This is a genomic window from Promicromonospora soli, assembly GCF_014653785.1.
Classification (GTDB): Bacteria; Actinomycetota; Actinomycetes; order Actinomycetales; family Cellulomonadaceae; genus Promicromonospora; species Promicromonospora soli.
The window spans coordinates 527157-552917 of record NZ_BNAS01000002.1 but is presented as its reverse complement, the minus strand read 5'-3'; the positions used below and the strand labels follow the sequence as shown (position 1 = coordinate 552917).

At 70.3% G+C, this 25761-nt stretch carries 21 protein-coding genes; 17 read left to right on the top strand and 4 right to left on the bottom strand.

Going from position 1 to position 25761, the window contains the following annotated elements; translation table 11 throughout:
* The first annotated feature begins 99 nt into the window (after positions 1-99).
* The 4 genes from IE250_RS08265 (at position 100) to IE250_RS08250 (ending at position 5550) form a co-directional block, all read left to right on the top strand.
* Positions 100-993, top strand: coding sequence for a carbohydrate ABC transporter permease (locus IE250_RS08265; protein WP_189668780.1), 894 nt, complete (start codon positions 100-102; stop codon positions 991-993).
* Complete coding sequence (locus IE250_RS08260) at positions 993-1859, top strand: carbohydrate ABC transporter permease (RefSeq protein ID WP_189668779.1); 867 nt, start codon at positions 993-995, stop codon at positions 1857-1859. Before IE250_RS08265 ends, IE250_RS08260 begins: the two co-directional genes overlap by 1 nt.
* A gap of 29 nt (positions 1860-1888) precedes the next feature.
* Positions 1889-3094, top strand: a complete 1206-nt coding sequence (locus tag IE250_RS08255) for an ROK family protein (protein WP_189668778.1) — start codon at positions 1889-1891, stop codon at positions 3092-3094.
* A gap of 341 nt (positions 3095-3435) precedes the next feature.
* On the top strand, positions 3436-5550 hold the full coding sequence (locus IE250_RS08250; RefSeq protein WP_189668777.1) for a YhgE/Pip domain-containing protein: 2115 nt from the start codon (positions 3436-3438) through the stop codon (positions 5548-5550).
* Between the two features lie 53 nt (positions 5551-5603).
* Here the strand turns inward: IE250_RS08250 and IE250_RS08245 are convergent, their stop codons facing one another.
* On the bottom strand, positions 5604-6317 hold the full coding sequence (locus IE250_RS08245; protein ID WP_189668776.1) for a DUF305 domain-containing protein: 714 nt from the start codon (positions 6315-6317) through the stop codon (positions 5604-5606).
* A gap of 287 nt (positions 6318-6604) precedes the next feature.
* On the opposite strand from IE250_RS08245, the gene IE250_RS08240 reads away from it, so the two are divergent.
* The 3 genes from IE250_RS08240 (at position 6605) to IE250_RS08230 (ending at position 10629) form a co-directional block, all read left to right on the top strand.
* Complete coding sequence (locus tag IE250_RS08240) at positions 6605-8044, top strand: LVIVD repeat-containing protein (RefSeq protein ID WP_229872267.1); 1440 nt, start codon at positions 6605-6607, stop codon at positions 8042-8044.
* A gap of 292 nt (positions 8045-8336) precedes the next feature.
* Positions 8337-9668 (top strand): LVIVD repeat-containing protein, encoded by a 1332-nt coding sequence (locus tag IE250_RS08235; protein WP_229872266.1) that lies wholly within the window; start codon positions 8337-8339, stop codon positions 9666-9668.
* A gap of 181 nt (positions 9669-9849) precedes the next feature.
* Positions 9850-10629, top strand: a complete 780-nt coding sequence (locus IE250_RS08230; RefSeq protein WP_189668774.1) for a DUF305 domain-containing protein — start codon at positions 9850-9852, stop codon at positions 10627-10629.
* Between the two features lie 8 nt (positions 10630-10637).
* On the opposite strand, the gene IE250_RS08225 is transcribed toward IE250_RS08230, so the two are convergent.
* Positions 10638-11456, bottom strand: a complete 819-nt coding sequence (locus IE250_RS08225; protein ID WP_189668773.1) for a CPBP family glutamic-type intramembrane protease — start codon at positions 11454-11456, stop codon at positions 10638-10640.
* Positions 11457-11575: 119 nt separating this feature from the next.
* On the opposite strand from IE250_RS08225, the gene IE250_RS08220 reads away from it, so the two are divergent.
* Positions 11576-13867: a carbon starvation CstA family protein gene (locus IE250_RS08220; protein WP_189668772.1), complete on the top strand. Its 2292-nt coding sequence runs from the start codon at positions 11576-11578 to the stop codon at positions 13865-13867.
* A complete protein-coding gene (locus tag IE250_RS08215) occupies positions 13864-14109 on the top strand; it encodes a YbdD/YjiX family protein (protein ID WP_229872264.1) in 246 nt (81 codons plus the stop codon). The genes IE250_RS08220 and IE250_RS08215 overlap by 4 nt, the downstream gene beginning before the upstream one ends.
* Positions 14110-14196: 87 nt before the next feature.
* Here IE250_RS08215 and IE250_RS08210 read toward each other — a convergent pair whose 3' ends face one another.
* Complete coding sequence (locus IE250_RS08210) at positions 14197-15012, bottom strand: MBL fold metallo-hydrolase (protein WP_189668771.1); 816 nt, start codon at positions 15010-15012, stop codon at positions 14197-14199.
* 151 nt (positions 15013-15163) lie between these two features.
* Here IE250_RS08210 and IE250_RS08205 point away from each other — a divergent pair, with 151 nt between their 5' ends.
* The 4 genes from IE250_RS08205 (at position 15164) to IE250_RS08190 (ending at position 19020) form a co-directional block, all read left to right on the top strand.
* Positions 15164-16711: a sensor histidine kinase gene (locus tag IE250_RS08205; RefSeq protein ID WP_189668770.1), complete on the top strand. Its 1548-nt coding sequence runs from the start codon at positions 15164-15166 to the stop codon at positions 16709-16711.
* Complete coding sequence (locus IE250_RS08200) at positions 16708-17391, top strand: response regulator (protein WP_189668769.1); 684 nt, start codon at positions 16708-16710, stop codon at positions 17389-17391. Before IE250_RS08205 ends, IE250_RS08200 begins: the two co-directional genes overlap by 4 nt.
* Positions 17392-17483: 92 nt before the next feature.
* Entirely contained in the window at positions 17484-17738 is a 255-nt protein-coding gene (locus tag IE250_RS08195) for a helix-turn-helix transcriptional regulator (protein ID WP_189668768.1), read from the top strand.
* Positions 17731-19020, top strand: coding sequence for a type II toxin-antitoxin system HipA family toxin (locus IE250_RS08190; RefSeq protein ID WP_189668767.1), 1290 nt, complete (start codon positions 17731-17733; stop codon positions 19018-19020). Before IE250_RS08195 ends, IE250_RS08190 begins: the two co-directional genes overlap by 8 nt.
* A gap of 193 nt (positions 19021-19213) precedes the next feature.
* Here the strand turns inward: IE250_RS08190 and IE250_RS08185 are convergent, their stop codons facing one another.
* Positions 19214-19759, bottom strand: a complete 546-nt coding sequence (locus tag IE250_RS08185; RefSeq protein ID WP_189668766.1) for a hypothetical protein — start codon at positions 19757-19759, stop codon at positions 19214-19216.
* 385 nt (positions 19760-20144) lie between these two features.
* On the opposite strand from IE250_RS08185, the gene IE250_RS08180 reads away from it, so the two are divergent.
* From IE250_RS08180 to IE250_RS08165, 4 genes are all read left to right on the top strand, one after another.
* Positions 20145-21044 (top strand): ABC transporter ATP-binding protein, encoded by a 900-nt coding sequence (locus IE250_RS08180; RefSeq protein ID WP_189668765.1) that lies wholly within the window; start codon positions 20145-20147, stop codon positions 21042-21044.
* A complete protein-coding gene (locus tag IE250_RS08175) occupies positions 21041-22258 on the top strand; it encodes an ABC transporter permease (RefSeq protein WP_189668764.1) in 1218 nt (405 codons plus the stop codon). Before IE250_RS08180 ends, IE250_RS08175 begins: the two co-directional genes overlap by 4 nt.
* Entirely contained in the window at positions 22255-24021 is a 1767-nt protein-coding gene (locus tag IE250_RS08170; protein WP_189668763.1) for an outer membrane protein assembly factor BamB family protein, read from the top strand. Before IE250_RS08175 ends, IE250_RS08170 begins: the two co-directional genes overlap by 4 nt.
* A gap of 70 nt (positions 24022-24091) precedes the next feature.
* Positions 24092-25684, top strand: coding sequence for an outer membrane protein assembly factor BamB family protein (locus tag IE250_RS08165; RefSeq protein WP_189668762.1), 1593 nt, complete (start codon positions 24092-24094; stop codon positions 25682-25684).
* Positions 25685-25761: the final 77 nt, after the last annotated feature.

Here is a 25761-nt window from a genome sequence, read left to right as displayed (position 1 = left end):
TTGGTTGTGGGCGCGACCGTTGCGACTACGCGTCCGTTTTAGGCGCAACGATCGCGCCCACAACAAGGCACGCCCACACAGAGAGAGGAGGGAGTAGGAATGGGGTCCAAGTTGCGGGGGTTCGAGAACCGCGACGGCATCACTCTCGTCACGCCCGTGGTGCTGGTGGTGGCCGCGATCATCGTCATCCCCATCGTGTGGACAGTCGTGCTCTCGTTCCAGGACGCGCGGTACGTGGACGTGGCCCGCAACGGCCTGTTCAACGAGCTCACGCTCGACAACTACGCGGACGTGCTCGCCGCGCCCGCGTTCTGGCAGGCGCTGCTCACCACCGTCGAGTACTCGGTGGCGACTACCGTCGGCTCCATCGGGGTGGGCCTCGTGGCGGCCCTCGCGTTCCGCGACCGATTCCGGTTCCGAGCGCCGCTGCGCGCGGTGATGCTGCTCCCGTACGTGGCGCCCGTCGTGGCCACCACGTTCGTGTGGCAGGTGGCGCTGAACCCGCAGTACGGCGTGGTGAACGCGTTCGGTACCCAGGTGCTCGGGTGGGAGCACCCGGTCAACTTCCTCAGCTCCGCGCCCACGGCGCTCCTCACCGTCATCGTCTACGACATCTGGCGGTACTTCCCGTTCGCGTTCCTGTTCCTCGGGGCGGCCCTGACGGGCCTCAGCCGCGAGATCGAGGAGGCCGCGGTGGTCGACGGCGCCACGCCGCTGCAGAAGTTCTGGTTCGTGGTGCTGCCCCAGCTGCTGCCCACGGTGGCGCTGCTGGTCCTGTTCCGCATGGTCATGGCCTTCAACGAGTTCGACGACGTCTACCTGCTCACCGGTGGTGCCGCCGGCACGCAGGTGGCCTCGGTGCGGGTGTTCGAGCAGCTCACCGGCTCGAGCGATATCGGCGGCGCAAGCGCGACCGCCGCCGTGATGGCCGTGTTCCTGGGCGTCGCGCTGGCGATCTACCTGCGCCTGACGGCCAAGCAGAGGGAGTCGTGATGAGGTCGGTGTCCGTCCAGAGCCGCGTGCTGCGGGTGCTGCGCGTCGTCGTGATCGCGGCGCTCGTCGTGGCCACGGTGGTGCCGTTCGTGTACATGCTCATCCTGAGCTTCGTGCGCATCGACGACCTGCTGCGCGAACCTCTGCACGTGCTGCCCACCCTCGACCGGATCACCACCGAGACCTACCGCGAGGTGCTGGCCTCGGAGGAGGACGGCGGGTACGGGTTCGCGCGGTTCATGCGCAACTCCGCGATCGTCGCGATCGGGGCGTCGGCGCTGACCGTCGCGCTGGTGGTCCCGGCGTCGTACGCGCTGACGCGCCTGCGGTTCGCGGGGCGCTCGCAGGTCTCGTGGCTTTTCCTGGCCGTGTACCTGTTCCCGACGATCATCATCGCGGTGCCGGTGTTCGTCGGGTTCCAGGTCCTGGGGCTCGGATCGTCCCTGGTGGGGCTCGTGATCGCGTACGTGGCGCTGACCGTGCCGGTCTCGGTGCACATGCTGCGCAACTACCTCGCGGGCATCCCGGAGTCCATCGACGAGGCGGCGGTGATCGACGGAGCCTCCCGCTTGCAGATCATGACCCGCATCACCGTGCCGCTCGCGATGCCTACGATCATGTCCACCGCCCTCTACTCGTTCATGATTGCCTGGAACGAGTTCCTGTTCGCCCTCCTGTTCCTGTCGGCAAAGCAGGACCTGTGGACGGTGTCGCTCGGGCTGACCCGCCTCGCCGACGGTCAGGAAGTCTCGAAGACCGTCCTCATGGCGGGCAGCGTGCTCCTCACCGTGCCGATCGTGATTCTGTACGGGGTGGCCGAGCGGGCACTCACCGAAGGGCTGACCGCCGGCGCCGACAAGGGCTAGTCGGGCCGGCGGAGAGACAGAGGCGGAACGTGGCAGCAGGCGCGGGCGAGATCCTGCAGCTCATCCGGAGCGGGCGGGCGAGCACGCGTACCCAGGTACTCGAGGCGACGGGGCTGTCGCGAGTCACCGTGGCGCAGCGGATGGACGCGCTCGTGGCGGCGGGCATCGTCCGCGCGGCGGGCGACGCGGGAGCAACGGGCGGGCGGCGCTCGGAGCGGTTCGTCTTCGACCCGGCCGACTCGCTCGTGCTCGTGGCGTCGCTCGAGCTCGGCGCTGTGCCTGATCCCGCTGCCGTGCGGGGCTCGCAAGCTCCCTCCGCGGCCGCGGGGGAGATCGCCGTCGTCGACCCGCACGGGGTCCTTCTGACACGCGCGCCCCTGGCCGTGGACCTCGCGGCGGGGCCCGGCGTCGTGGTGCCGCAGCTGCTGGACGCGTTCGACGCCCTCCTGGCCGACGCCGGGATCAAGCCGGCCGCCGTCGGCGGGGTCGCCCTGTCCGTGCCTGGACCCGTCGACCCGCACGACCACCGGCTGTCCGATCCGCCCGTCATGCCGGGCTGGGGCGCGTGGCCCGTCGTGGAGGCCGTGCGCGCACGGTTCGACGTGCCGGTCCACCTCGAGAACGACGCCGACGCCATGGCATACGGCGAGTTCACCGAGCTCGGCGCCCGGCGGGACGACTGGCCGCAGCCCTTCGTGCTGGTCAAGGTGTCCGGATTCCTCGGGGCGGGCCTCGTCATCGACGGTCACACCTACCGCGGGACCGACGGCGGCGCGGGCGATATCGGGCACATCGACGTGGGCGGGGACGCCGTCTGCCGGTGCGGCCGACGGGGCTGCCTCGCCGCCGAGGCGGGCGGCGCGGCGCTGCTGCGCCGCCTCGGGGAGGCCGGGGCCGACGTCGGCTCGCTCGCCGAGCTGCGGGCGCTCGCCGAGCGCGGGGACCCGCTCGTGACCGCGGAGCTCGACCGGGCCGCAGGCCTGATCGGGCGCGTGCTGGCCCTGGTGGTCGGGGTGCTCAACCCGGCCGACCTAGTCGTGGCCGGCGAGCTGGCGGTGCCGACCATGATCGCCGGGATCCGCGCGGGCGTGTACGCGGGAGCGCAGCCCCGGGCGACCGCGCGACTGCGCATTCGGCCCGCAGCGCTGGGGCCGGACGCCGTGCTCATCGGACTGGCGCGGGTCGCCGTCGACGACCGGTTCTCGGCGAAGGCTGTCGACGCACGGCTGGGCTGACCGTGCTGGTCGGTTGCTGAGCCAGCCGAATCCGTGAGATCGGTCGAAGCAACCGACCGAAGTCAGTGGCTCCCCGCCCAGCGGGTGATCTTTCGGCGCTTTACTGAGTTGTGATCAGTAGAACCGTTCCGCCAGGCACCACCCGCCGGTACGTTCGGCGCAGACGCCCGCAAGACGGGCATCCTGCTCGCCAACGGCGGCGAGCCCGGCGAACAAGGGTCGCCGGTCCGACAACTTTCCGCGGGGCAAGGACGCCCCGCAGAGCGAGAGGCGAACCGATGACGCAACTGCATGCATCTCGACCACCACGGCCAGGCCCAGGACCCACGATTCTGACGGCGGTGGGCGTCGCCATGCTGCTCACCGGAGCGATTGTGGCCACCGCCTTCATGCTCCTGTTCCAGGGCAGCGTCGCAAACGGAGCGGACAGGCTGGCCGACGGCGCGGGCGAGCTGAACGACGGCGTCCAGGCCGACCTGGTCTCCGGCGTCGGCGCCCTCAGCGCGGGGGCGACGGACCTCAATGACGGCGTGCAGAACGACGTGGTGCCGGGTGTCGAGGCGTTGGCGGACGGGGCCGGACAGCTCGACTCCGGTGCCGGCGAGCTGCGTGCGGGCGTGATCAAGCTGCACGACGGGTCCAAGAAGATCGCGGACGGCACCGCCGAGACAGCGGAGGACGTCTCCGACCTTGCTGACGCGTCGCTGCTGCTCACCGACGGTTCCACGAAGCTGAATGACGGTCTCGGCACCCTGAACGACGGGCTCGGCACGCTGAACGCCAAGGCGCCGGAGCTGGCCGACGGGGCGCAGAAGCTCGCCGGCGGGTCTCTGCTCGTGCAGGCGGGCATCGTGAAGGTCAGTGAGGGCGTGACTCCGCTCGCGGCGGGTGCGCAACAGCTCGCCGACGGTGCGCAGACCGTCGCGGCCGGTGCCGGTGTGGTCAACGACGCTGCGGCCCAGCTCGCCGACGGGTCCGCGCAGGTCCACGACGGCAACCGGGCGCTCAACGGTGGGCTGTCGCAGCTCGCGGCCAGCAACAACGCCATCCTCGGTGGGACCAGCTCGGTCCTGGTCGGTGCCGGGGAGCTTGCCGTGGGCGCAGCGGCGCTGGACCAGGGCGCCGACCAGGTCGCCGGCGGGCTCGCGCAGCTCAATGCAGCTGCGCCCGCGCTCGTCGAGGGCGCCGGCAATGTGGCAGCGGGTGCCAGCAACGTGGCAGACGGAGCCAAGTCGGTGTCTGGGGGCGTCGCTGCGGCCCAAGGCGGTGCCGACACGCTGGCCACGAAGATCGGCGGTCTCGTCTCCGGGGCGGACCAGGTCCGGGCTGGGAACCTCGCCCTCCAGGAGAAGCTGACGCAGCTTGCCGGCGCCACCGACGACCCGACGCTCAAGGCGCAGCTCGAGGCGCTCGCCGCGTCGTCGGGCGGCCTGGCGGCAGGTGCCGAGCAGGTCAGCACCGGTGCGGCACAGGCTCGGGACGGTGCGGCCGGTCTCGCCTCCAACCTCGGCACACTGTCGATCGGGGCGACGAAGGTCTCCAACGGCGCGGAGGCCGTGGCCGTCGGCTCGGCGGGAGTGTCCGCCGGCGTGCAGAAGGTCGCCGGCGGACTACAGCCGCTCGCGGCCGGTGCGGCAGGCCTCGCCGCCGGTTCGGAGCAGCTCAAGGTTGGCAGCGCAACGCTCCAGGCGGGTGTCGGGAAGCTTGCTCCCGGAATCCAGCAGTACGTGGCCGGAGTTGGATCGGCCTACCTGGGCAGCTCGACGCTCGTCGAGGGCGCGGGGCGTCTCGCGGACGGTAACGCGATGCTGGCTCAGAACACGCCGAAGCTGGCAGCGGGCACCGAGGTGATCGCGTTCGGAAACGCCACCTTGGCTGCCGGAACCGGTCAGCTCGAAGGCGGCCTGCCGGCGCTTCTCTCCGGCGCCACGCGGGTGGCCGACGGCAACGTCGAGCTGGCAGGTAAGACGCCGGCGCTCGTTTCCGGCGTCGAGCGGCTGCACGACGGGTCCGAGCAGCTCTACGACGGATCCGGCCGCCTCGTCGACGGGATCATCGAGGTGCGCGACCGCGTGGTGCCGAAGGTCGAGAAGTCGCAGCGCCTGGCCGACGGGTCGGTCAAGGTCCGCGACGGGCTCAAGGAGGCCCGGCTGGGCACCCGCACGCTGGTCGACGGCACGGGCGCCCTCGACGAGGGCACCCAGACGCTGGCGGCCGGTGCCACGACCCTGGCGGACGGCACCCAGCAGCTCGCCGACGGCTCCGTCAAGCTGATGGACGGCACCACGCTGGTGGCGTCCGGTACGACGCAGCTGTCCGACGGCACCGGCCTGCTCCGTACCAGCGTGGACGGATCGGGGGCCGGCACCGTCGGCGTCATCGTCATCCTCGCTGCGGCGCTCGGGGTGCTGCTGGCCGTCGCTGGCCTGATCCTCCTGGGCAGGCGCCGCGCCTGATCCTCATCGATCGCCGGGGCAGAGCCAACCGCTCTGCCCCGGCGATCGTGCGTTTACAGGTCCGCGAGCATGTCGGCCATGCGGTCGATCTCGGCCATCTGGTCCGCGGCGATGTTGTTCGCCAGCTCGATGACCCGCTCCTCGCTGCCCGAGCCCGCGACCTCCTCGCACATGGTGAGGGCGCCCTCGTGGTGCTTGATCATGCCCTCGAGGAACAGCCGGTCGAACTCCGCCCCGGACGCCCCCTCGAGCTCCGCCATCTCGGCGTCGGTCAGCATGCCGGGCATGTCGGCGTCGTGCTCGTGCTCCGGCGCCCGCGGGCCGGAGCCGTCAGCGCCCTCGGCGGTCATGGGCACGGGGTACTCGTTCTCCTCCAGCCAGCCGGACATGAGGTCGATCTCGCTGTCCTGCACGACGTCGATGCGGGCCGCGAACGTCTTCACCTGGTCGGAGGCGCCGCGCTCCGGGACCAGGCCCGCCATCTCGGTCGCCTGCCCGTGGTGCTGGATCATGTCGCTCAGGAATTCGGCGTCGGCCTTCGAGAACGGAGCCTGGGCGGGCGCCCCCTCGTAGTCCTCCGGCGCGATCGTCTCGGCCTCCTCGCCCGGTCTTCCCGGCTGCAGGACCACGGAGCTCGGGGTCGAGACCGCCTCCGGCTCCTCGTCCGGGCTGCAGGCGGACAGCACGAGAGCGGGCCCGAGCACGGCCAGGCCGAACGCGACCGTCCGGAAGCGTGCTCGGCGTGCGGTACCTGTCAGCGTCTCCACGGGGTGATCCTCTCGTACACGCTCTCGCGTCTGGTGATCGGGTGGTTGTCGGCGAGCTGTCGACGGCGTGGTCCATGAACCACGCCAGGATCATGTGAGCGCGCACGGGCCGAAGGACTCCCGGGACCGGACCTCGACCGTCTTTCCACGCGACGATCCTGCCAGGCGATTTGTCACCGCTGTGTTAAGACGACCTAATTTCCTGGTGCTGGGAGAACGCTGTGAGTCAAACTTCATCCACCGACCTAGGAGGTGTGACGCTCTTGCGTCCTTCAACCCTTAATCGATTGCGTGCACGGGGCGCCGCCGCTGCCGCCCTCGCGGCGGCTCTCGTGGCAGGTGCCCTCGCCGTAGCGGCGCCGAGCCTGGCATCCCCCGGTGATGGTGGGGCAGAGCTCACCGCAACCACCACCGCGACGACGACGTCGTCCGCGGAGCCCGACGTGCCGCCGGGCGAGACTGCGTCGTCGAAGATCACCCATCTGAGCAACCAGCCCAAGAACGGTGCGCTGCAGGCCACCGGTTCGGATATCGCGTTCCAGGGCAAGTACGCATTCGCCGGCAACTACGACGGCTTCACCGTCTACGACCTGTCCGACCCGGAGAACCCCGAGCAGGTCGTGCAGGTGTACTGCCCGGGCGGGCAGAACGACATCTCCGTCCACAAGAACATCCTGGTGCTGTCGACGGACTCGTCGCGCAGCGACGACTCGTGCAACTCGACCACGCTCCCTGCCACCAACAAGGAAGCCTGGGAGGGCATCAAGGTCTGGGACATCTCCAACCCGCTGGAGCCGGAGTACGTCCAGTCCGTCGAGACCGACTGCGGTTCGCACACGCACTCGTTGGCCCCGGCGAAGAACAAGCGGGACCTGTACGTGTACGTCTCCTCGTACTTCCCGTCCGAGACGTTCCCGGACTGCCAGCCGCCGCACGACAAGATCTCGATCGTGAAGATCCCGCTGCGCACTCCGACCGCGGCCAGCATCGTCTCGACGCCGAACCTGTTCCCGGACGGCGGCTACGAGGGTGACGACCGCGGTTCGTACACGCAGACCACCGGTTGCCACGACATCACGACCTACGTGGAGCACGACCTGGCTGCCGGTGCGTGCATGGGTGACGGCGTCCTGATGGACATCTCCGACCGCGAGCGGCCCAAGGTGATCAGCCGCGTGCGCGACACCGAGAACTTCGCGTTCTGGCACTCGGCCACGTTCAACAACGACGCCACCAAGGTGGTGTTCACCGACGAGCTCGGCGGTGGCGGCCTGGCGACCTGCACCGGGGAGTACGCACCGGAGCTGGGCGCCAACGGCATCTACGACATCAAGCGCAAGTGGTTCGGCAAGAGGGAGCTGGTCTTCAAGTCGTACTACAAGATCCCCCGCATCAACACGGAGAACGAGAACTGCGTGGCGCACAACGGCTCGCTGATCCCGGTGGCGGGCAAGGACCTCATGGTCCAATCCTGGTACCAGGGCGGCGTCTCGGTGTTCGACTTCACCGACTCCCGCAACCCTCGTGAGCTCGCCTGGTTCGACCGCGGCGAGGGCCTGAGCGGCGGCGGCACCTGGTCCACGTACTACTACAACGGGTACGCCTACTCGAACGACCTCTCGATCGGCTTCGACACGTTCGACATCGACAACACGATCGACGGCAAGGCAGAGAAGGTGCGGCTGAGCTCGCTCAACCCGCAGATGCAGGAGTCGTTCGGGCGCTGACGCACCCGCACGAGCAGGACGCGCCGGCACCGGCGCACATGGCTGCCCGACGGCGGTCGGGGGCACCTTTCGTTCGGAAGGTGCCCCTGCCCGGCGTCGGGCAGCCTTGTGCCGTCTGGGCAATTTGTCACCACTGTGTAAAAAGTCGTCAGGGGTGTGGTCCTGAGATGTTCCTGTGGATGAAACTGCTTCAACCGACCTAGGAGGTGTGGCGCCCGTGCGTCGTAAAACCTTTACCCGATCTCGTGCGCGGGGCGGCCCAGGTGCCGTCCTGACCGTGATGCTCGCTGCCGTGGCCGTAGCGTTCGCCGGACCCGTGGCCGCCTCAGCTGCGGAGCCCGACGTGCCGCCGGGCGAGATCGCGTCCTCGAACATGACCCATCTGAGCAACCAGCCCAAGAACGGCGCTCTCCAGGGCACGGGTTCGGACATTGCGTTCCAGGGCAAGTACGCGTTCGCCGGCAACTACGACGGCTTCACCGTCTACGACCTGACGGACAAGGAGAATCCGGAGCAGGTGGTGCAGGTGTACTGCCCGGGCTCCCAGAATGACGTCTCCGTCTACAAGAACATCCTGGTGCTGTCGACCGACTCGTCGCGCAGCGACGACTCGTGCGCCTCGACCTCGCTCCCAGCGACCGAGAAGTCGGCGTGGGAGGGCATCAAGATCTGGGACATCTCCAACCCGCTCGCCCCCGAGTACGTCAAGTCGATCGAGACGTACTGCGGCTCGCACACGCACTCGCTGGCTCCGTCCAAGGACGGCCGGGACCTCTACGCCTACGTGTCGTCGTACTCGCCGAACGCGACGTTCCCGGACTGCCAGCCGCCGCACGACATCGTCTCGATCGTGAAGATCCCGGTGAAGCAGCCGACGTCGGCGGCGCTGGTCGCCACACCGAACCTGTTCCCGGACGGTGGTTACCCGGGTGACCCCGCCCGTCGCGCCTCCACCACGAGCGGCTGCCACGACATCACCACCTACGCCAAGTACGACCTCGCAGCCGGCGCCTGCATGGGTGACGGCATCCTCATGGACATCTCGAACCGGGAGCGTCCGAAGGTCATCAGCCGGGTGCGCGACACCGTGAACTTCGCGTTCTGGCACTCCGCCTCGTTCAACAACGACGCCACCAAGGTCGTGTTCACCGACGAGCTCGGCGGCGGCGGCCTGGCCACCTGCACCGGGGAGTACGCGCCGGAGCTGGGCGCCAACGGCATCTACGACATCGAGCGCTCGCGGTACGGCAAGAAGCTCGAGTTCGCCTCCTACTACAAGATCCCGCGGATCAACACTGCCAACGAGAACTGCGTGGCGCACAACGGCTCGCTGATCCCGGTCGAGGGCAAGGACCTGATGGTCCAGTCCTGGTACCAGGGCGGCGTCTCGGTGTTCGACTTCACCGACTCGGACAACCCGGTCGAGGTGGCCTGGTTCGACCGCGGTGAGGGCCTGAGCGGCGGCGGCACCTGGTCCACGTACTACTACAACGGGTACGCGTACTCGAACGACCTGTCGATCGGGTTCGACACGTTCGACATCGACGACTCGATCGACGGGCCGGCGGAGCAGGTGCGGCAGTACAGCCTGAACCCGCAGATGCAGACGTCGTTCGGGCACTGACCCACCCTCGCCGAGATAGAACCAGGGCGAGATAGAACTCTGGCGGATGTGAATCGCAGCCCGCCAGAGTTCGATCTCGCCCTGGTTCTACTTCGCCCTGGTTCTACTTCGCCCTGGTTCTATCTCGGCGCAGGGCCCGCGCCCTGGCGCATCCAGCAGGTTGTATGGCAGCCTCCCGGACATGACGCCCCAGGACTCGACGACCGAGGAGACCGCTCAGCCGTCGGGCGACATGCCTGATCAGAGGCCGGCGGCGATGCCGTCGGCGTACGGGCTGGGGCGCCGGCTCCGGATCATGGGAGCCGTGCTCGCCGGTGGCCTCGCGGTGGTGCTGGCGCTGCTGCTGTGGCTCGGCGTGCTGGTCCCGGCCAAGCAGGAGGCGGCGGGGTACTCCGCAGCCGACGCCGCCTACGCAGCGGTGGCGATCGAGCACAACGCTCAGGCCGTGCAGCTCGCCGCTCTAGCGCCGGGGCGCTCCACCGACGACGCCGTGCTCGCCACGGCGGTCGAGGTGGGCGAGGCATCGGCGGGGCGCATCCGCGAGCTCGCGGACTGGCTCGAGGCGCGGGACATCCCGGTTCCCGCAGCGGGCACGGAGGCGCTGGCCCTCGCCGAGGGCGGTCTCGAGACCGAGCTGTCCGACGGCGGCAGCGGGCCCCGGGCAGGCACCAACGCGCACTCTCACGAGGGCGGGAGCCACGGGATGCTCACCGACGCCCAGGTCGACGGGATCGCTTCGCTCAGCGGGTCGGAGTTCGACATCGCGCTGCTGGCGGCGCTCGTCGAGCACCACTACGGCGGGCTGCAGCCGGCCGACCAGGAGATCGAAGCCGGCGAGGACGCCGAGGCAAAGGCGCTTGCGCAGTCCGAGGCTGACGCGATCCGCATCGAGGTGGAGGACGTACGTGAGGTCCTGGCCGCGATCGGTGGCCCGGGCTCCAACGACGGGTCCGATTCCTAGCCGAGGGGTCAGGGCGCCGTCAGGAAGATGTCGAACAGCTCGCGGTGGTGCCCGTGCACCAGGACCGCGAACACGACGGCGTCGAACAGCAGGTGCACCGCCACCACGTAGCTCAGCGACTTGAACTTCGCGAAGATCCAGCCTTGGACCAGTGCGAACGGGATCGTCAGCAGCGGGCCCCACTCGCGGTAGCCGAGCTCCCACAGGAACGACACGAAGATCATCGACTGCAGCAGGTTGGCCTGCCACATCGGGAAGTGCTGGCAGAGCAGGGCGAACACCACGCAGATGAAGAAGAGCTCGTCCCAGATGCCGACGGCGTTCACGCCCACGAACAGCCGCCAGATGTCCTGCGTGCCCTCGAGGTCCGGCCAGTTCAGGTACGCCTCCGAGCCCAGGAAGTAGAACGGCAGCAGCACGTATCCCAGCACGACCACTATCGCGAGATAGGCCCACTGCCCGCGGGTCCAGCGGCGCCCCGTCAGCACCGGGAACTGGATGGTGCGCTGCTTCAGCACGAACCGGGACAGCGCCCAGGGCACCAGCACAGACCCGCCGAGCGCGAGCGTGAAGCGCAGCATCCCAGCGTTGGACAGGTCCGCCTGCAGCGAGATCGTCGAGATGATCCCCATCCCGACGCCGATCAGCACCAGGTCCCGACCGAGCGCGCGGTCGGCCCACAGCCCCAGCGCGATGCCCAGCACCAGCGGCAGGTAGGCGATCGGCCGCACGTGGATCGCGAACAGCAGGATCGCCGACGCGCACACGAGAACGGCGGCCGTCAGGCGCACTGGGCCGACCAGCGGCGCGCGCAGAGTAGAGGTCACGGGGACGAGGCTCCCATACCGACCAGGTGTTTCGGCACGTCTGGACCCTGGTTCTTTGTGTTCCGGGGCAACTAGAGTCGGTCCCCGGCAAGGAATCACTCAAGGATCCGGCCCCCTCGATGGGCCGGCAACCCGGCAAGGAGGCCGCCGTGCGCTCACCCGAGCACGTTGAGCTGGTTCGGAACAATCCGGACCTTCCCCCCGTCGCAGTCATCGACCGCAGACCCATGACCCCCGGCAAGAAGCTCGTGTTCGCCGTGATCGCGGTCGTCGCGGCGATCGCCTGGGCCCTCATCGCGATCCTGCGCGGCGAGTCCGTCAACGCCGCGTACTTCGTCGTCGCCGCCATCGGCACGTACATCGTGGCCTACCGGTTCTACGCCCGGCTGATCGAGTACAAGGTGGTGCGGCCGCGCGACGACCGGGCCACGCCCGCCGAGGAGCACGAGAACGGCCGGGACTTCGCGCCCACGGACCGCCGCGTGCTGTTCGGGCACCACTTCGCCGCCATCGCCGGCGCCGGCCCGCTGGTCGGCCCGGTGCTCGCGGCGCAGATGGGTTACCTGCCCGGCACGCTCTGGATCATCATCGGCGGCGTGCTCGCGGGCGCGGTGCAGGACTACCTGGTGCTGTGGCTCTCGACCCGCCGCCGTGGTCGTTCGCTCGGTCAGATGATCCGCGACGAGATGGGCCGCATCGGCGGCGCGGCGGGCCTGATCGGCGTCTTCGTCATCATGATCATCATCCTTGCGGTCCTGGCCCTCGTGGTGGTCAACGCCCTGGCGGAGTCGCCGTGGGGCGTGTTCTCGGTTGGCATGACCATTCCGATCGCCCTGTTCATGGGCGTCTACCTGCGGTACCTCCGCCCGGGCCGGGTGTCCGAGGTGTCGGTGATCGGTGTGGTGCTGCTGGTCCTCGCGATCGTCGCGGGCGGCTGGGTGGCCGGCACCGCCTGGGGCGCCGAGATGTTCACCCTCGAGCCGGTGACCGTCGCCTGGCTGATCGTGGGCTACGGGTTCCTCGCGTCCGTGCTGCCCGTGTGGCTGCTGCTCGCCCCGCGCGACTACCTGTCCACGTTCATGAAGGTGGGCACCATCATCCTGCTCGCCGTGGGCGTGCTCGTGGCGCAGCCCGCGGTCCAGGCGCCCGCCCTGTCGAGCTTCGCGATCGAGGGCAACGGTCCGGCGTTCGCCGGCTCACTGTTCCCGTTCCTGTTCATCACCATCGCGTGCGGGGCGCTGTCCGGGTTCCACGCCCTGATCTCGTCGGGCACGTCGCCGAAGCTGGTGGAGAAGGAGAGCCAGCTCAAGCTCATCGGCTACGGAGGCATGCTCACCGAGTCGTTCGTGGCCATCATGGCGCTGGTCACGGCGATCTCGATCGACCAGCACCTGTACTTCACGCTGAATGCGCCGGCCAGCCTGACGGGCGGCGAACCGGCGTCGGCCGCTGACTACGTGAACGGCCTGGGCCTTGCCGGCCAGCCCGCCACGGGCGCGGAGATCCAGGCGGCAGCCGACAGCGTCGGTGAGGAGTCCATCGTGTCGCGCACCGGCGGCGCGCCGACCCTCGCGTTCGGCATGGCGCAGATCCTGGGCTCGTTCCTCGGCGGGTCCGCGATGACGGCGTTCTGGTACCACTTCGCGATCATGTTCGAGGCGCTGTTCATCCTCACGACGGTCGACGCCGGTACGCGCGTCGCCCGCTTCATGCTCTCCGACACGCTCGGCAACCTCGGCGGCCCGCTGCGCCGGTTCCGGGACCCGTCCTGGCGCGTGGGCGCGTGGATCTGCTCCGTAGTGGTGTGCGGCCTGTGGGGAGCGATCCTGCTCATGGGCGTGACCGACCCGCTGGGTGGCATCAACTCGCTCTTCCCGCTGTTCGGCATCGCGAACCAGCTGCTCGCCGCCATGGCGCTCGCCCTGGTCACCGTTGTGGTGGTGAAGAAGGGCTACCTCAAGTGGGCGTGGATCCCCGCGATCCCGCTGGTCTGGGACCTCGCGGTGACCATGACGGCGTCGTACCAGAAGATCTTCTCGCCCGAGCCGACCCTCGGGTTCTGGGCCAACCACAACGCGTTCCGTGAGGCGCGGGACGCGGGCGAGACGTCGTTCGGGACCGCCGCCGATCCCGCCGCCATGGACGCCGTCATCCGCAACACGTTCCTGCAGGGCACCCTGTCGATAGTGTTCGCGCTGCTCGTGCTGACCGTCGCCCTGGTGGCGCTGTGGGTGTGCGTCAAGGCGATCCGGGCCGGCGGCCTGCCGACGTCGGAGGAGCCGGACTCGCAGTCGGCCACGTTCGCGCCGGCGGGCCTCGTGTCCACGGACGCCGAACGGGAGGTGGCCGCCCAGTGGACCGCCTATTACGAGGAGAACCCGGACAAGCTCCGGGCGGGGACGCACGCGTGAGCGCGTTCTCGGCGCAGGCTGCGGGTCCGACGGCGGACGGCGGCGGCGTGCTCGCCGTCGTCCGCCGGGGCTGGCGTGCGCTGGCCTGGTACGTCACCGGCGTGCTGGGCGAGAGCGACTACCAGCGGTACGTGGCGCACCTGCGTCGCGTCCACCCGGACGCCGTCGTGCCGACCGTGCGGGAGTACTGGCGCGAGCGGTACGCCGAGCAGGACGCCAACCCGGGCGCCCGCTGCTGCTGAGCGAAGGATGGTTGTGGGCGCGATCGTTGCGGCTATAGCGGACAGGTAGTCGCAACGATCCCGCCCACAACCAGATCACCCGCCCCGTTACGTCAGGTGGTCGAAGTCGCCCCTTGCCCACTCCGCGTGGCGCACCGCGGAGCGCAGCACGATCTCCCGGGCGTCGGTCGGGATGACGCCCCGGAAGTTGTTGTAGAGCCGGTCGAACTCGAACCGCCCCACGTGGTTCGCGACCCGCAGCGCCACGGGTCCCGACAGGGGTATCCGGTTGGGGTAGCTGCGCATGAAGGACACCGACGTGCGGTCCGGGTTCGCGAAGATCGTGTCGCCGCTCAGTAGCACGCCCGTGCCTGACGCTCCGGAGGCCCAGTGGGCCACCGCGGAGCCAGGGAAGTGCCCGCCCGGCTGGCTCAGCGTCACGCCGGGCAGGATCTCCCGGTCGCCCTTCCACAGCTCGACTGCGGCGTCGGGCCGGGCGAGCCACTCGGCGTCGGCCTCGCTGACCAGGATCGGGACCCCGCCGAGCCGACGGCTCCACTCGACCTGCACCCCGTACATGTGGGGGTGGCTCGCCACGATGTACGCGAGCCCGCCGAGGCCCTGAACCGCGGCGACCGCGGCGTCGTCGACGTAGCCCGGGACATCGAACATGAGGTTCCCCGACGTGGTCCGGACGACCTTCGCGGTGGGGCCGATGCCGACGTCGGGCACCGTGGTGAGGCCGAACAGATCAGGTTCCAGCTCCTCCACGGCGATGCTCTGGCCCTCGGCCGCGAGCTCCTCCAGCGTGGTCCAGTGCTGCCCGTCGGCGGGCACCCACTGACGCTCGTCGACGCAGATGGCGCACAGCTCGGGCCGGGACTCGTGCTCCACGCCGCACGTGCTGCAGATCCAGAAAGACATTCGACTGCTTCCCTCCGTCGGGCCGGTGAATCGTCACCATGAGTCAACCTGCGGATGGCGTCCAGCGCATTCGGCCGGAAGCTCTCCGCAGACCACCGTCTCCGCCTCAAGGCGGAAGCGGCAATGCCCCTGGAGTTCCTACTCTGGGGGCATGGTCGCCCCACCCGAGTCCGACGCCCGGCAGCCCGGCGTCGGAAAGCCCGCCGCCACGCCCCGCCCCGGGCCCCGCCCCGCCGAGAGCGTCACCAGCCGCCTGCTCGACTGGTTCGGCGTCGACTCCGACTGGGAGCGCGTCCCCGCGAACCCCGGCCGCGCCTACCGCAACGACCTGTGGCTGGGCCTGGCCTTCGTGGTGCTCGGCGTGGTCGCGGTGGAGCTGGGGCGCAGCATGGGCCAGTTCGCGGAGACCGACCACCCCGTGTGGCTCCTGTACGTCCTCGCGGTGGTGGGCGCGGCGCCGCTCGCATGGCGACGGCGCTACCCGCTGCTGGTGCTGGCCGCCGTGTACGGCGCGTTCCTCGCGATCGGCCTTACCGTCCCGATGGTGACTGCGCTGGCGCCCATGCAGGTCGTGTACTTCGTGGCGCTGCACACCGCGCTCGCCTGGGCCGTCGACCGCCGCTCGATGCTGATCGTGGTCGGGGTGGCGCTGCTCGTGATGTTCACGTGGATCGTCTGGCAGTACACGGTGGGTTCAGGCCTCGAGTGGTTGTACGCCCAGTCCGAGGGGGCCGAGCGCGATACCGGGTACGTGCCTCCCCTCCCGGCCTTCTTTCTGTACACGCTCCTGGTCAACATCGCGTACTTCGGCGGAGCGATCGCGTCAGGTCAGCTCATGTGGCACGCCGCCCGACGCCGGGAGCAGCTCGCCGAGCAGGCGATCACCATCGAGACGCAGGCGGCGGCCCTCACCGACCAGGCAGTCGTGACAGAGCGGGTGCGGATCGCGCGCGAGCTGCACGACGTCGTCGCGCACCACGTGTCCGTCATCGGCATCCAGGCCGCGGCCGCCCGCCGGGTCCTGGACCGTGACCCGGCCCTGGCCGCGGAGGCTCTCGCGACCATCGAGCGCGAGTCGCGCGAGGGCGTCGCCCAGATGCGAAACCTGGTGGGCACGCTGCGCTCGGTGCCCGACGGCGGTGCGTCCGGCTCACCGTCCGGGTCGGACGGCGCCTCCCGGGCGCCTGAGCCGGGGCTGGCGGACCTCCCGGCCCTGACCGCCGCCGACCACGACGGCCTCGACACCACGTTCCACCAGGTCGAGGAGCCGCCGGGCGCCGCGGACGAGGTGCCGGCGCCCATGGGGCTGAGTCTCTACCGGACGGCACAGGAGGCGATGGCAAACGTGCGGAAGCATTCGACGGCCCGGTCCGCGACGGTCACGCTGCGCGTGGTGCGCGACGCCGAGGTGTGGTCCGACCCGCAGTTCGCGCACGGTTTCGCGGAGGTGGAGGTGCTCGACGACGGGCGCCCCCGCCACGGCACGTCCGGCTCCGGGCTGGGGCTGCTCGGGATCCGGGAACGCGTGGCGACGCACCGTGGCACGGTCGAGATCGGGCCCCGAGCGACCGGCGGTTACCGGGTTCGGGTGCGGCTGCCGCTGCCCGCGCCGGCGTCGTCGACGACCGGACGGGCGGTCCGGACTCGGCCGGACGCAGCAACCGTCGCGTCGGAGCACCGGTCGGAGGTGACCGGGTGACCCGCGTGCTGCTGGTCGACGACCAGGCGCTGGTGCGGTCCGGCTTCTCCCTCATCCTCTCGGTGGAGGACGACTTCGAGGTGGTCGGCGAGGCCGGCGACGGTGCCCGGGCGATCGAGCTGACGCGGGAGCTGCGGCCCGACATCGTGCTCATGGACGTGCAGATGCCCGTGATGGACGGCATCGAGGCCACGCGCCGGATCGTCGCCGAGGACCTCGCCAAGGTGCTGGTGCTGACCACGTTCGACCACGACGAGTACGTGTTCGACGGCCTCGCGGCCGGGGCGTCGGGGTTCCTGCTGAAGAACTCCGACGCGGAGCACCTCGTGGAGGCCGTGCGGACGGTGGCGGCGGGCCACGCGTTGCTCGCTCCGCAGGTCACGCGGCGCGTGATCGAGCAGATGGTGGCGGGGGAACGGCACTCGCTGGTTGGGCCAGCCGAGACGAGGGGGGCGCGGCCGGCTCAGGAACCGGCCCCCGCCGGCCTAGCCCTCCTCACCCCGCGCGAGCGCGAGGTGCTGGAGCTGGTGGGCACCGGGCTGTCGAACGCGGAGATCGCCTCGACCCTGTACCTCGGCGAGGCCACGGTGAAGACCCACGTGTCGAACCTGCTGTCCAAGCTGCACCTGCGCGACCGGGTGCAGGCCGTGGTCCTTGCCCACCGGGTGGGCCTGGTCTGAGCGATTGTCACCGATCGTTGACACCCGAGGTGGATGTCAACGATCGGTGACATACACTGGGCGTGTCACCGATCGTCGACACTGGAGGCCCGATGCGCGTCACCAACGCTGGGGACGTGGGCGCCCTGCTGCGCGATGCCCGTCAGCGCCAGGGAATGACCCAGGCGCAGCTCGCCGAGTCGGTCGGGGCGTCCCGTGCCTGGGTGGTTGCGGTCGAGTCCGGGTCGCCCAATGCGCGGCTCGACCTCGTGCTGCGCGCGCTGCAGTGGGTGGACCTTGCGGTGGACGTCTCGCGGGACGAGGCCGGCGCAGAGCTGGACCGGTTGGTCGGCGGTCGCGATGACTGACCGACTCACCGTCTGGTTCGACGGCACGTTCATCGGCAACCTCGATCAGGCCGACGACGGGACCTTGGTGTTTCGGTACGACGATGCCTACCGGTCGGCGCCTCGCGCCACCCCGCTGTCCGTGTCGATGCCTCTGGTCGGCGCGCATCACGCTGACGCGGTCGTCCGACCGTGGATCGACAATCTCCTGCCGGACAACGACGATGTGCGGATCCGGTGGGCGCGAGAGTTCGGCGAGCGCCGGGTAACTGCGTTCAACCTGCTCAAGCACATGGGAGCGGACTGCGCGGGTGCGGTCCAGTTTCTCGAGGACGGCGACACGTTCGACAGCGCCGGTGCACTCGTCCCGCTCACGGACAGCGAGATAGCAGCGCATCTCCGGGTCCTTCGCCAGGACGACAGTGCATGGGACTTCGTGGAAACCGGCGGACGCTGGTCACTCGGCGGTCAACAGGGGAAGTTTGCACTCGCCCGTCGGGCTGACGGGGGCTGGGGGCTGCCGACGGGTCGGGAGCCGAGCACCCACATCTTCAAGGTGGGTGTTGCGCGCCTGGCCGACAGCGATGCCGCTGAGTACGTGACGATGCGCGCGGCGCACGCGCTAGGGCTCCAAACGGCGGGGATCGAACTCTGCACCTTCGGCGAGGAGCTGGCGGTCGTCGTCGAGCGCTTCGATCGCACGGACGAGTCGGGTCCAGGTTGGGCATCGGGCCTGCCTCCACGACGGGTGCATCAGGAGGACGTGTGTCAGGCACTCGGCCTACCCCGGACTCTCAAATACCAGGCCGATGGCGGGCCTTCCGCAGGTGACATCGCCGGTCTGTTCGGCAGGGTCAGCACGCCTCGGCGGCTGGAGCGAGTGCGCCAGAGGTTCGCTGAGGCGACGGTCTTCAACTGGCTGACTGCTGGCACAGATGCGCACGCGAAGAACTACGCACTCATCCACGCGGGGGGCAGCGCCACCCTTGCGCCGCTCTACGACTTGATGTCCGCTGCGCTTGTCATGGACGACCGGGAGGTCTTCTACCAGGGCAAACTTGCCATGAAGCTCGGCGGCGAGTACGGGATCAGGCGTATCGGCTGGCGCGAGCTGGAGAAAGCGGCCGCCGACCTTGCTGTCGACCCCGACTGGCTCGTCCAGCGCGCGAAGGACATGTGGGAGGCGATCCCGGCCGCGTTCGCCGACGCGACCGATGGCGCGGGCCCCGCGATCGGGCCCTCTGTGGGGCGCCAGTTCAAGGACGGCATTGCGGGCCTGATCGCACGACTCAAGCCGATCTAACTAAGACCAGGCGCCGGACCGCTGGCCGCCTTGAGTCATGCGGTTCAGACTAATGCGCGGGTGGCGACTTTGAGATGCCGCCCAGGGTGAATTCTCGGGCTCCATCCGAGAATGCGCAAAGTAGCGAGGCGCACGCAGAGCTTCGCTTCTTTGCCTTTGACGCTGCCCCGTAATGCCTATCCGGGAAATCGGACTATTCGGCCGATTCTTCTGAAGGGCTCGCCGACGGTTCCGGTGAAGGGCTCGACGACGGGCTCGGGCTCGGCGACGGAGTGAGCGTGGGCGACGGAGTGGGCGACGGCCGAGGCGTCGGCCTCGGTGTCGGCGGGTTCGTCGGCCGCAGGCCGGGCGGGTCGATGGGGTACGACGGCCTGACAGGGCGGACGCCACTCCCGAAGCCGGTACCCGGCTGAGGCGTGATGGTGAATCGGCTGGTCGGCCGGACTGCGTACGTGGGACTCGTGGACTCCGGCTTAGGCGCCGGCGCATACGTGAACGGGTTCTTCGGCGGCTCGGGCTTCTTCTTCCCGTGCACGTCGACCGTGCCGTTCTCCGCCGGGCTGGACACGGGCTCGTGCTTCAGCATCATCGGCGGTAGTCCCTGCAGCGCGTCGGGCTCGGACGCCCCGGTTGCTGTCTGCCGCTCCTGCTCCGGCGGCTGTACTGCTACGGCACCCACGATGCCGGCCGTCAGCACCAGTGCTGCGGCCGTTCCTGTGACGATCAAACGCTTACGCACGCTTAGCTCCCCCTGCGGGCTCTGGCATTACTCTGCTTCTCTCACGTGACGCTCCGATCCGTATGAACCGAACCGCGAATCATCCTCCGGGGCGCGTTTCTCATTCCTCCGTGGACGGGTAGTCGACCTATTCAGCGCCGCTCCAGCTCCAAGTGGCGTTCCGGATAATACGTGGCCGGTACTTGGCGGCAACCGGGGTCTGTAATACCAGCTCATCAGATGTATTGGCGGGATTTTTCGCCCGCCCTTTTGGCGCGACAAAGACACCCGACGATGTTTCCTATGACCCGCCGATCCGGGCGCCCCGCCGACCCATCGCTCGGCGGAGGCCGGTTCCGCCTTGCGGCGGATCCGCCGCCGCCGTCGGGCCCATAGCGTGGTGGCCATGAGCGATCTGGAGGTGCGGGACCTGACCCGCGTGTTCGCCTCGGGCGACACACCCCGGCGGGCGGTCGACGGCGTGAGCTTCACGGCGTCGTCGGGCCTGCTCACGGGGTTCGTGGGCGGGAACGGCGCGGGCAAGACGACGACAATGCGGATGATCATGGGAGTCCTGGCGATCACGCGGGGCGAGGTGCGGTTCGGCGGCGCACCCGTGACCCGGCACGACCGCCGTGAGTTCGGGTACATGCCCGAGGAGCGCGGCCTCTACCCGAAACAGCCTGTGCTGGAGCAGCTCGTCTACCTGGCGCGCCTGCGGGGTATCGCGGCGCCGGTGGCCCGGCGCGAGGTGCTGGAGCATCTCGACCGGCTGGGGCTCGCGGGCCGGGCCAAGGACCACGTCGAGAAGCTCTCGCTCGGTAATCAGCAGCGCGTGCAGATCGTCGCGGCGATCATGGGACAGCCGAAGGCGCTCGTCCTGGACGAGCCGTTCAGCGGCCTGGACCCGGCGGCCGTCGACGCCATGGCCGACCTGCTCCGCGAGCACACGCGGCGCGGGGTCCCGGTGCTGTTCAGCTCGCACCAGCTCGACCTCGTGGAGCGGCTGTGCGAGCGCCTCGTCATCCTCGGCGGCGGAAGGGTTCTCGCGAGCGGCACCCCGGACGAGCTGCGGACAAAGGGCTTCACGCGGCACCGGCTGGTGCTGTCGGGCGACGCTGGGTTCGTACGTGGCGTGCCGGGCGTTCTGGCAGTGGACGTGGACGGCTCGTCCGCGCTGGTCGAGGTGCACGACGACGCCGCGGCCACCCGCCTCCTGTCCGCCGCCCTCGAGCGGGGTGCGGTCCAGGAGTTCTCGCCCGTACGGCCCACGCTGGCCCAGATCTACCGCGAGGTGACCTCATGAGGAACGCATGGATGGTGGTGGCGACCCGCGAGATCGTGGTGCGGGCGCTCAACAAGGGGTTCCTGATCGGTCTCGCGGTCACCATCGCGATGATCGGCGGGCTGATCGGCTTCACGTCCTACATGGACAGCCGCACCGAGTCGTTCGACGTCGCAGTCGTCGCCGGCGACGAGGCCGCGGCGACCGCACTCGAGTCCGCCGCCGAGGACGCCACGGCGTCGGACCAGCGGATCGCGCTCAGCGTGGTGCGGGTGGACGACGCGGCCGCGGCCGAGGCTGCGCTCGAGGACGAGACCGCCGACGCGTGGCTCAGCTCCGGCACCGACGGCGCAGCGGCCACCGACGGCGCGGCGGGCTGGACCCTGTCCGGCTGGCGGGAACCCGACACGGACCTCGCCGACCTGGTCGAGACCACGGTGCGCGAGCAGGTCATGGCCGAGCGGGCGACGGACGCCGGAACCACCGTCGAAGCCCTCACGGCGGGCAGCGAGATCGGGACCGAACGGCTCGACGGCAACCCGGTGGACCCGGAGATCGTCTTCGCGGCCGGATTCGTGCTCGCGTTCCTGTTCTTCATGGGTGCGGTGGGCTCGGGCGCGATGATCGCGGGCAGCGTGATCGAGGAGAAGCAGTCCCGGCTCGTCGAGATCATCGCGACGGCGGTGCCCCTGCGGCAGCTGCTGGCGGGCAAGATCATCGGCAGCTCGGTGATCGCGCTGTCGCAGAACCTCCTGCTCGCCGCCATCGGGCTCGTCGGCATCTCGTTCACCGACCTGTCGGCCATGCTGCCCGCGATGACGGCCACCATGCTGTGGTTCGTCGTCTTCTTCACCGTCGGGTTCGTCGCGGTGGCGGCCCTCTACGCGGTGGCGGGCTCGCTCGCGTCCCGCACCGAGGACCTCCAGTACACGACGAGCCCCCTGATGATGCTGCTGATGGCCGTCTACGTGGTGACGTTCTCGGCCGACGGCGTGCTCGAACGGGTCCTTTCCTACATCCCGCCGGCCTCCATCGTGTCGATGCCCGTGCGTGTCCTCAACGGGGACGCCCTGTGGTGGGAGCCGCTGGTGTCGCTCCTCATCCTGGTGGCGGCGACGTTCGGCGCGGTGCTGCTGAGCGAGCGCGCCTATCGCGGGGCGCTCATGCAGACCGGCGGCCGGGTCACGTGGAAGACGGCCCTGGCCGGGGACCGGGGCACTACCCTCGGGGCGTGACTGAACGCACCCAGCACGACGACACCGGGTCCGGAACCCACGATCCGGAGACGGTACACACCTTCGACCTCATCGACGAGGTGCCCGGAGCGTCCGACGGCGGGGCCGACCCGGACGGCGTCGACCCCGCCGATGACGGGGCTGACGGCGAGGCGAAGCCCGCCGAGGAGCCCGCCCCGCGAGGCCCCAGCCGGGTCGCGCTGGCGCTCGCGGGCGCCCGCACCGCCGTCGGGCAGACGGCGCGGCGTGGAGGGGCGGCCGTCCGACGGCGGCTGCCCACCACGCGGCGCGGCAAGGTGCTGCTGGCCGGCGGCACGGCCGTCGTGGTCGTGCTCGCGGTGACGGCTGGGGTCCTGGTGAACGCGCAGCTGCGCGAGCGGGCGCTCGTCGCCGCCCCCGGTGGCGTGCGGAGCCTGGAGACCAAGCCAACCGAGCAGTGGTCGATCGACCTCGACAACCCCATCGCGGCGACCCTGATCGAGATGCCGGGCATCCTCGCGATCGCCGGCGACGAGAAGGTCCGCGGCGTGGACCCGGCGTCGGGCGAGGTGCTCTGGACCGTCGAGGTCGGCGAGAACCCGGACTGCGGCTCGGCGACGCACATCGGCAGCGGCGGACGCGGCGGCGCCGTGGAGCCGGCCGACCCCCTGGTCTGCGTCACCGCCTCCGGTGACGGCAAGGAGCAGGCCGTCACGGTCATCGACCCGGACGGTACGGCGACGACCCGGGAGCTCGACCCGGCGGCCGTGGTCGCTCCCGCGGCCGGCGGTGGTCTGGTCTCCTTCGAGCTGAGGGGCGGCGACCAGGAGCCGCGGCCCGCGCTGGTCGACAAGCTGGGCGTCCCCCACCTCCCGAAGGGCTTCGTCGGTCCGGACCTGGTCGTCCGCCAGGAGGACGCCGCCACCGGCACGGAGCGCTGGAGCGAGACCGTCGCCTTCGGTGCGCCGCGGCCCGAGGGCTGCGTCACCTACAGCGACAACGCCCCGGCGCTCGACGTCGCCGGCTCCCTGGGCTGGGACCTGCACGGCGACGTCATCGAGGTCGAGGGCTGCGGCGTCTCGGCGGCGTTCCTGCTCGACGGCACGCGCCTCGACGACCCGGAGGACCCCGCGGACCCGCCGGCCTACGGCGTGGACTCCGCCTCGTTCGGTTCCCTGCCCGACGGCGGCTGGGTCCGGCCCGGCACGGAGCCCACCGAAGGCGGCGCGCCCAACGACGTCGTGCACCTGCCGGACGGCGGCACTGTCACCCTCGAAGGCCAGGCCCTCCTGCCCTGGGCCACCGACGGCCGCGACCCGGGGCTGCTGCTGGAGCGCGTCGGCGTGCGCACGGAGGCACGCTCCACCGACGAGGGCGACGCGGGCGCGCGGGTCTGGACCGCCCCCGATCTCTGGGCCACGGCGCTGCTGGCCCAGGTGTCCGGCACCGCCGTCGTCGTCGACGACCCGGGGGCGGTGCGCGCCATCGACCTCGGCACGGGCGCGGACCGCTGGACGATCGACCCCGACGTGCTCTCGCTCGGCGGCATGGGCCGGACCGCGGACTCCGTAGTCTTCGGGGCCTATACGGACGGCGACACCCTGCTGCTCCCGGTGGCGGCGGACCCGGGCGGTGAGGGCACCGGCCTGCGGCTGCTCGCTATCGACCTCCGTGACGGTTCGGTGCGGTGGGAGATCGAGCAGGACACCCCGTACACGCAGCTGGTAGCCGTCGACGGCTACCTCGCGCAGATCACGCAGCGGGGTGTCGTGGGGCTCGGCTGAGCCGACCGGAGAACGGGCCCGACCCGTAGCCTCAGGCGATCGAAGGGGGTCACGCGAGTAGGCTCCCGTCATGGAGCGGCACGACGAGCAGGACCCCGTTGTTTTCGACCTGGTCGAGGGCAACAGGGACGCCGCCCCGGGATCCGACGGCGACGCCTCGGACGGTCCCCCGGCCCGGCGTCGGCTCCGGCTGCCCCGGTTGTCGCGGCGTACCTGGCTGGTCGCCGCCTCGGTGGTCGCAGCTGTGGTGGTCGCGATGGTCGCGGCCGACCTCGTGCGGGACCATCGGCGCGCGGAGCTGATGCGTACCTCGCCGGCAGGCGTGGCCTCGCTCGATGGTCCGCCCGAGGAGATATGGACCCTGCCGTTCGACTTCCCCCCTCAGGGGGGTCAGGACGCGTTCGTGGACCAGCAGCTGGTGACCATGGACGGGCTGCTGGTGCTGCTCCCGGGGAGCGCGCAGAGCTATACGGTCGACGCCTCGTCCGGGGCGGCCGGACCGGAGCCGGCCGGGTTCGAGGACGTCGTGGCGATCGACCCCGGCTCGGGCGAGATCGTCTGGCGGGTCCCCCTGGACGAGAGGTCCCAGTGCGGGCCGAGCGGCTACGACGGTTCGGCGTCGACCGACGTGCTGGTGTGCGTGCACGGCCCTGACGACGCGCGGGACGTGCTGACGATCGCCCCCGACGGCAGCACCCGGTCCCGGGCCGCGGACCTGGCCGACGGCGAGCAGATCTTCCCCGGGCCCGACGGCATGGCGGTGCGGGTGACCCGGACCGGCGACGAGACCGAGGACGTGGTGTGCCGGCCGACGGGTGTGTGCACGCCGTCGGTCCTGACCGACGGGCGCGACGTGCTCGTCATCGCGGAGGACGCCGCGACGGGCGCCGAACGCTGGGCGAGCACCGTCGCGTTCACCCCGGTGCACACGATCAACTGCCAGCGGATCGACCCCGGCACCGGCGACGCCGGCCCTGTGGTCGACACGGACCATGTCACCGTCCGCTCGGGGGCGGAGACCGTCGTCCTGGACGGCTGCGGCATATCGGCGACGCTGTCGCTGCCGGGTGTGCGGCTCGATCTCGCTGTGCGCACCGACCCGAGCTCGTCGCCGTGGGTGAACGAGCTGGAGCCCGGCCGCTACACCCTGCAGGGGGACGCGACGAACTCCGTCGTCGTGGACGAGTTCGGCCAGATCGTCCGCACCCTGGACGGTTTTGTGCGGATCCCGGCCACGTCGCCCGATGCCCCCGACGACCTGTGGTTCGTCTTCTCGGGATCCCACGGGTTCGAGGCCATGCGCAAGGACGGGACGGTGGCCTGGACCGACCGGCTCAGCCAGAGCGTGCTGCTCGCCGCGCGTGACGTGGTGGTAGTGAACCGCAGCGGCCGGGTGGCAGGCCTGGACCGCGCGACCGGCGTGCGGCTCTGGTCCTGGGGCAGCGAGGAAGTGTCCGGGCTGTCGAGCTACCGCACCCTGACGGACGGCGAGATCGTGGCCCTTGAGTATCGGCCGCGGCAGCGCACCGGTGGCGGGCTGCTCGTGGCACTCGACCTGAGTACCGGCGAGCAGCTCTGGGACGTGCCGATGACCGGCATGGCGCTCGCCGTCGACGGGCACATCGTCGAGATGACCACGGACGGCCTGACGGGCCTGGGATGAGGTCCCGGAGCCGCCTGAGCCGGAGGCACGGCGCAGGGCGGCAGGCGAGGCCTGAAACGAGCCCCCGCCCGGGGTTA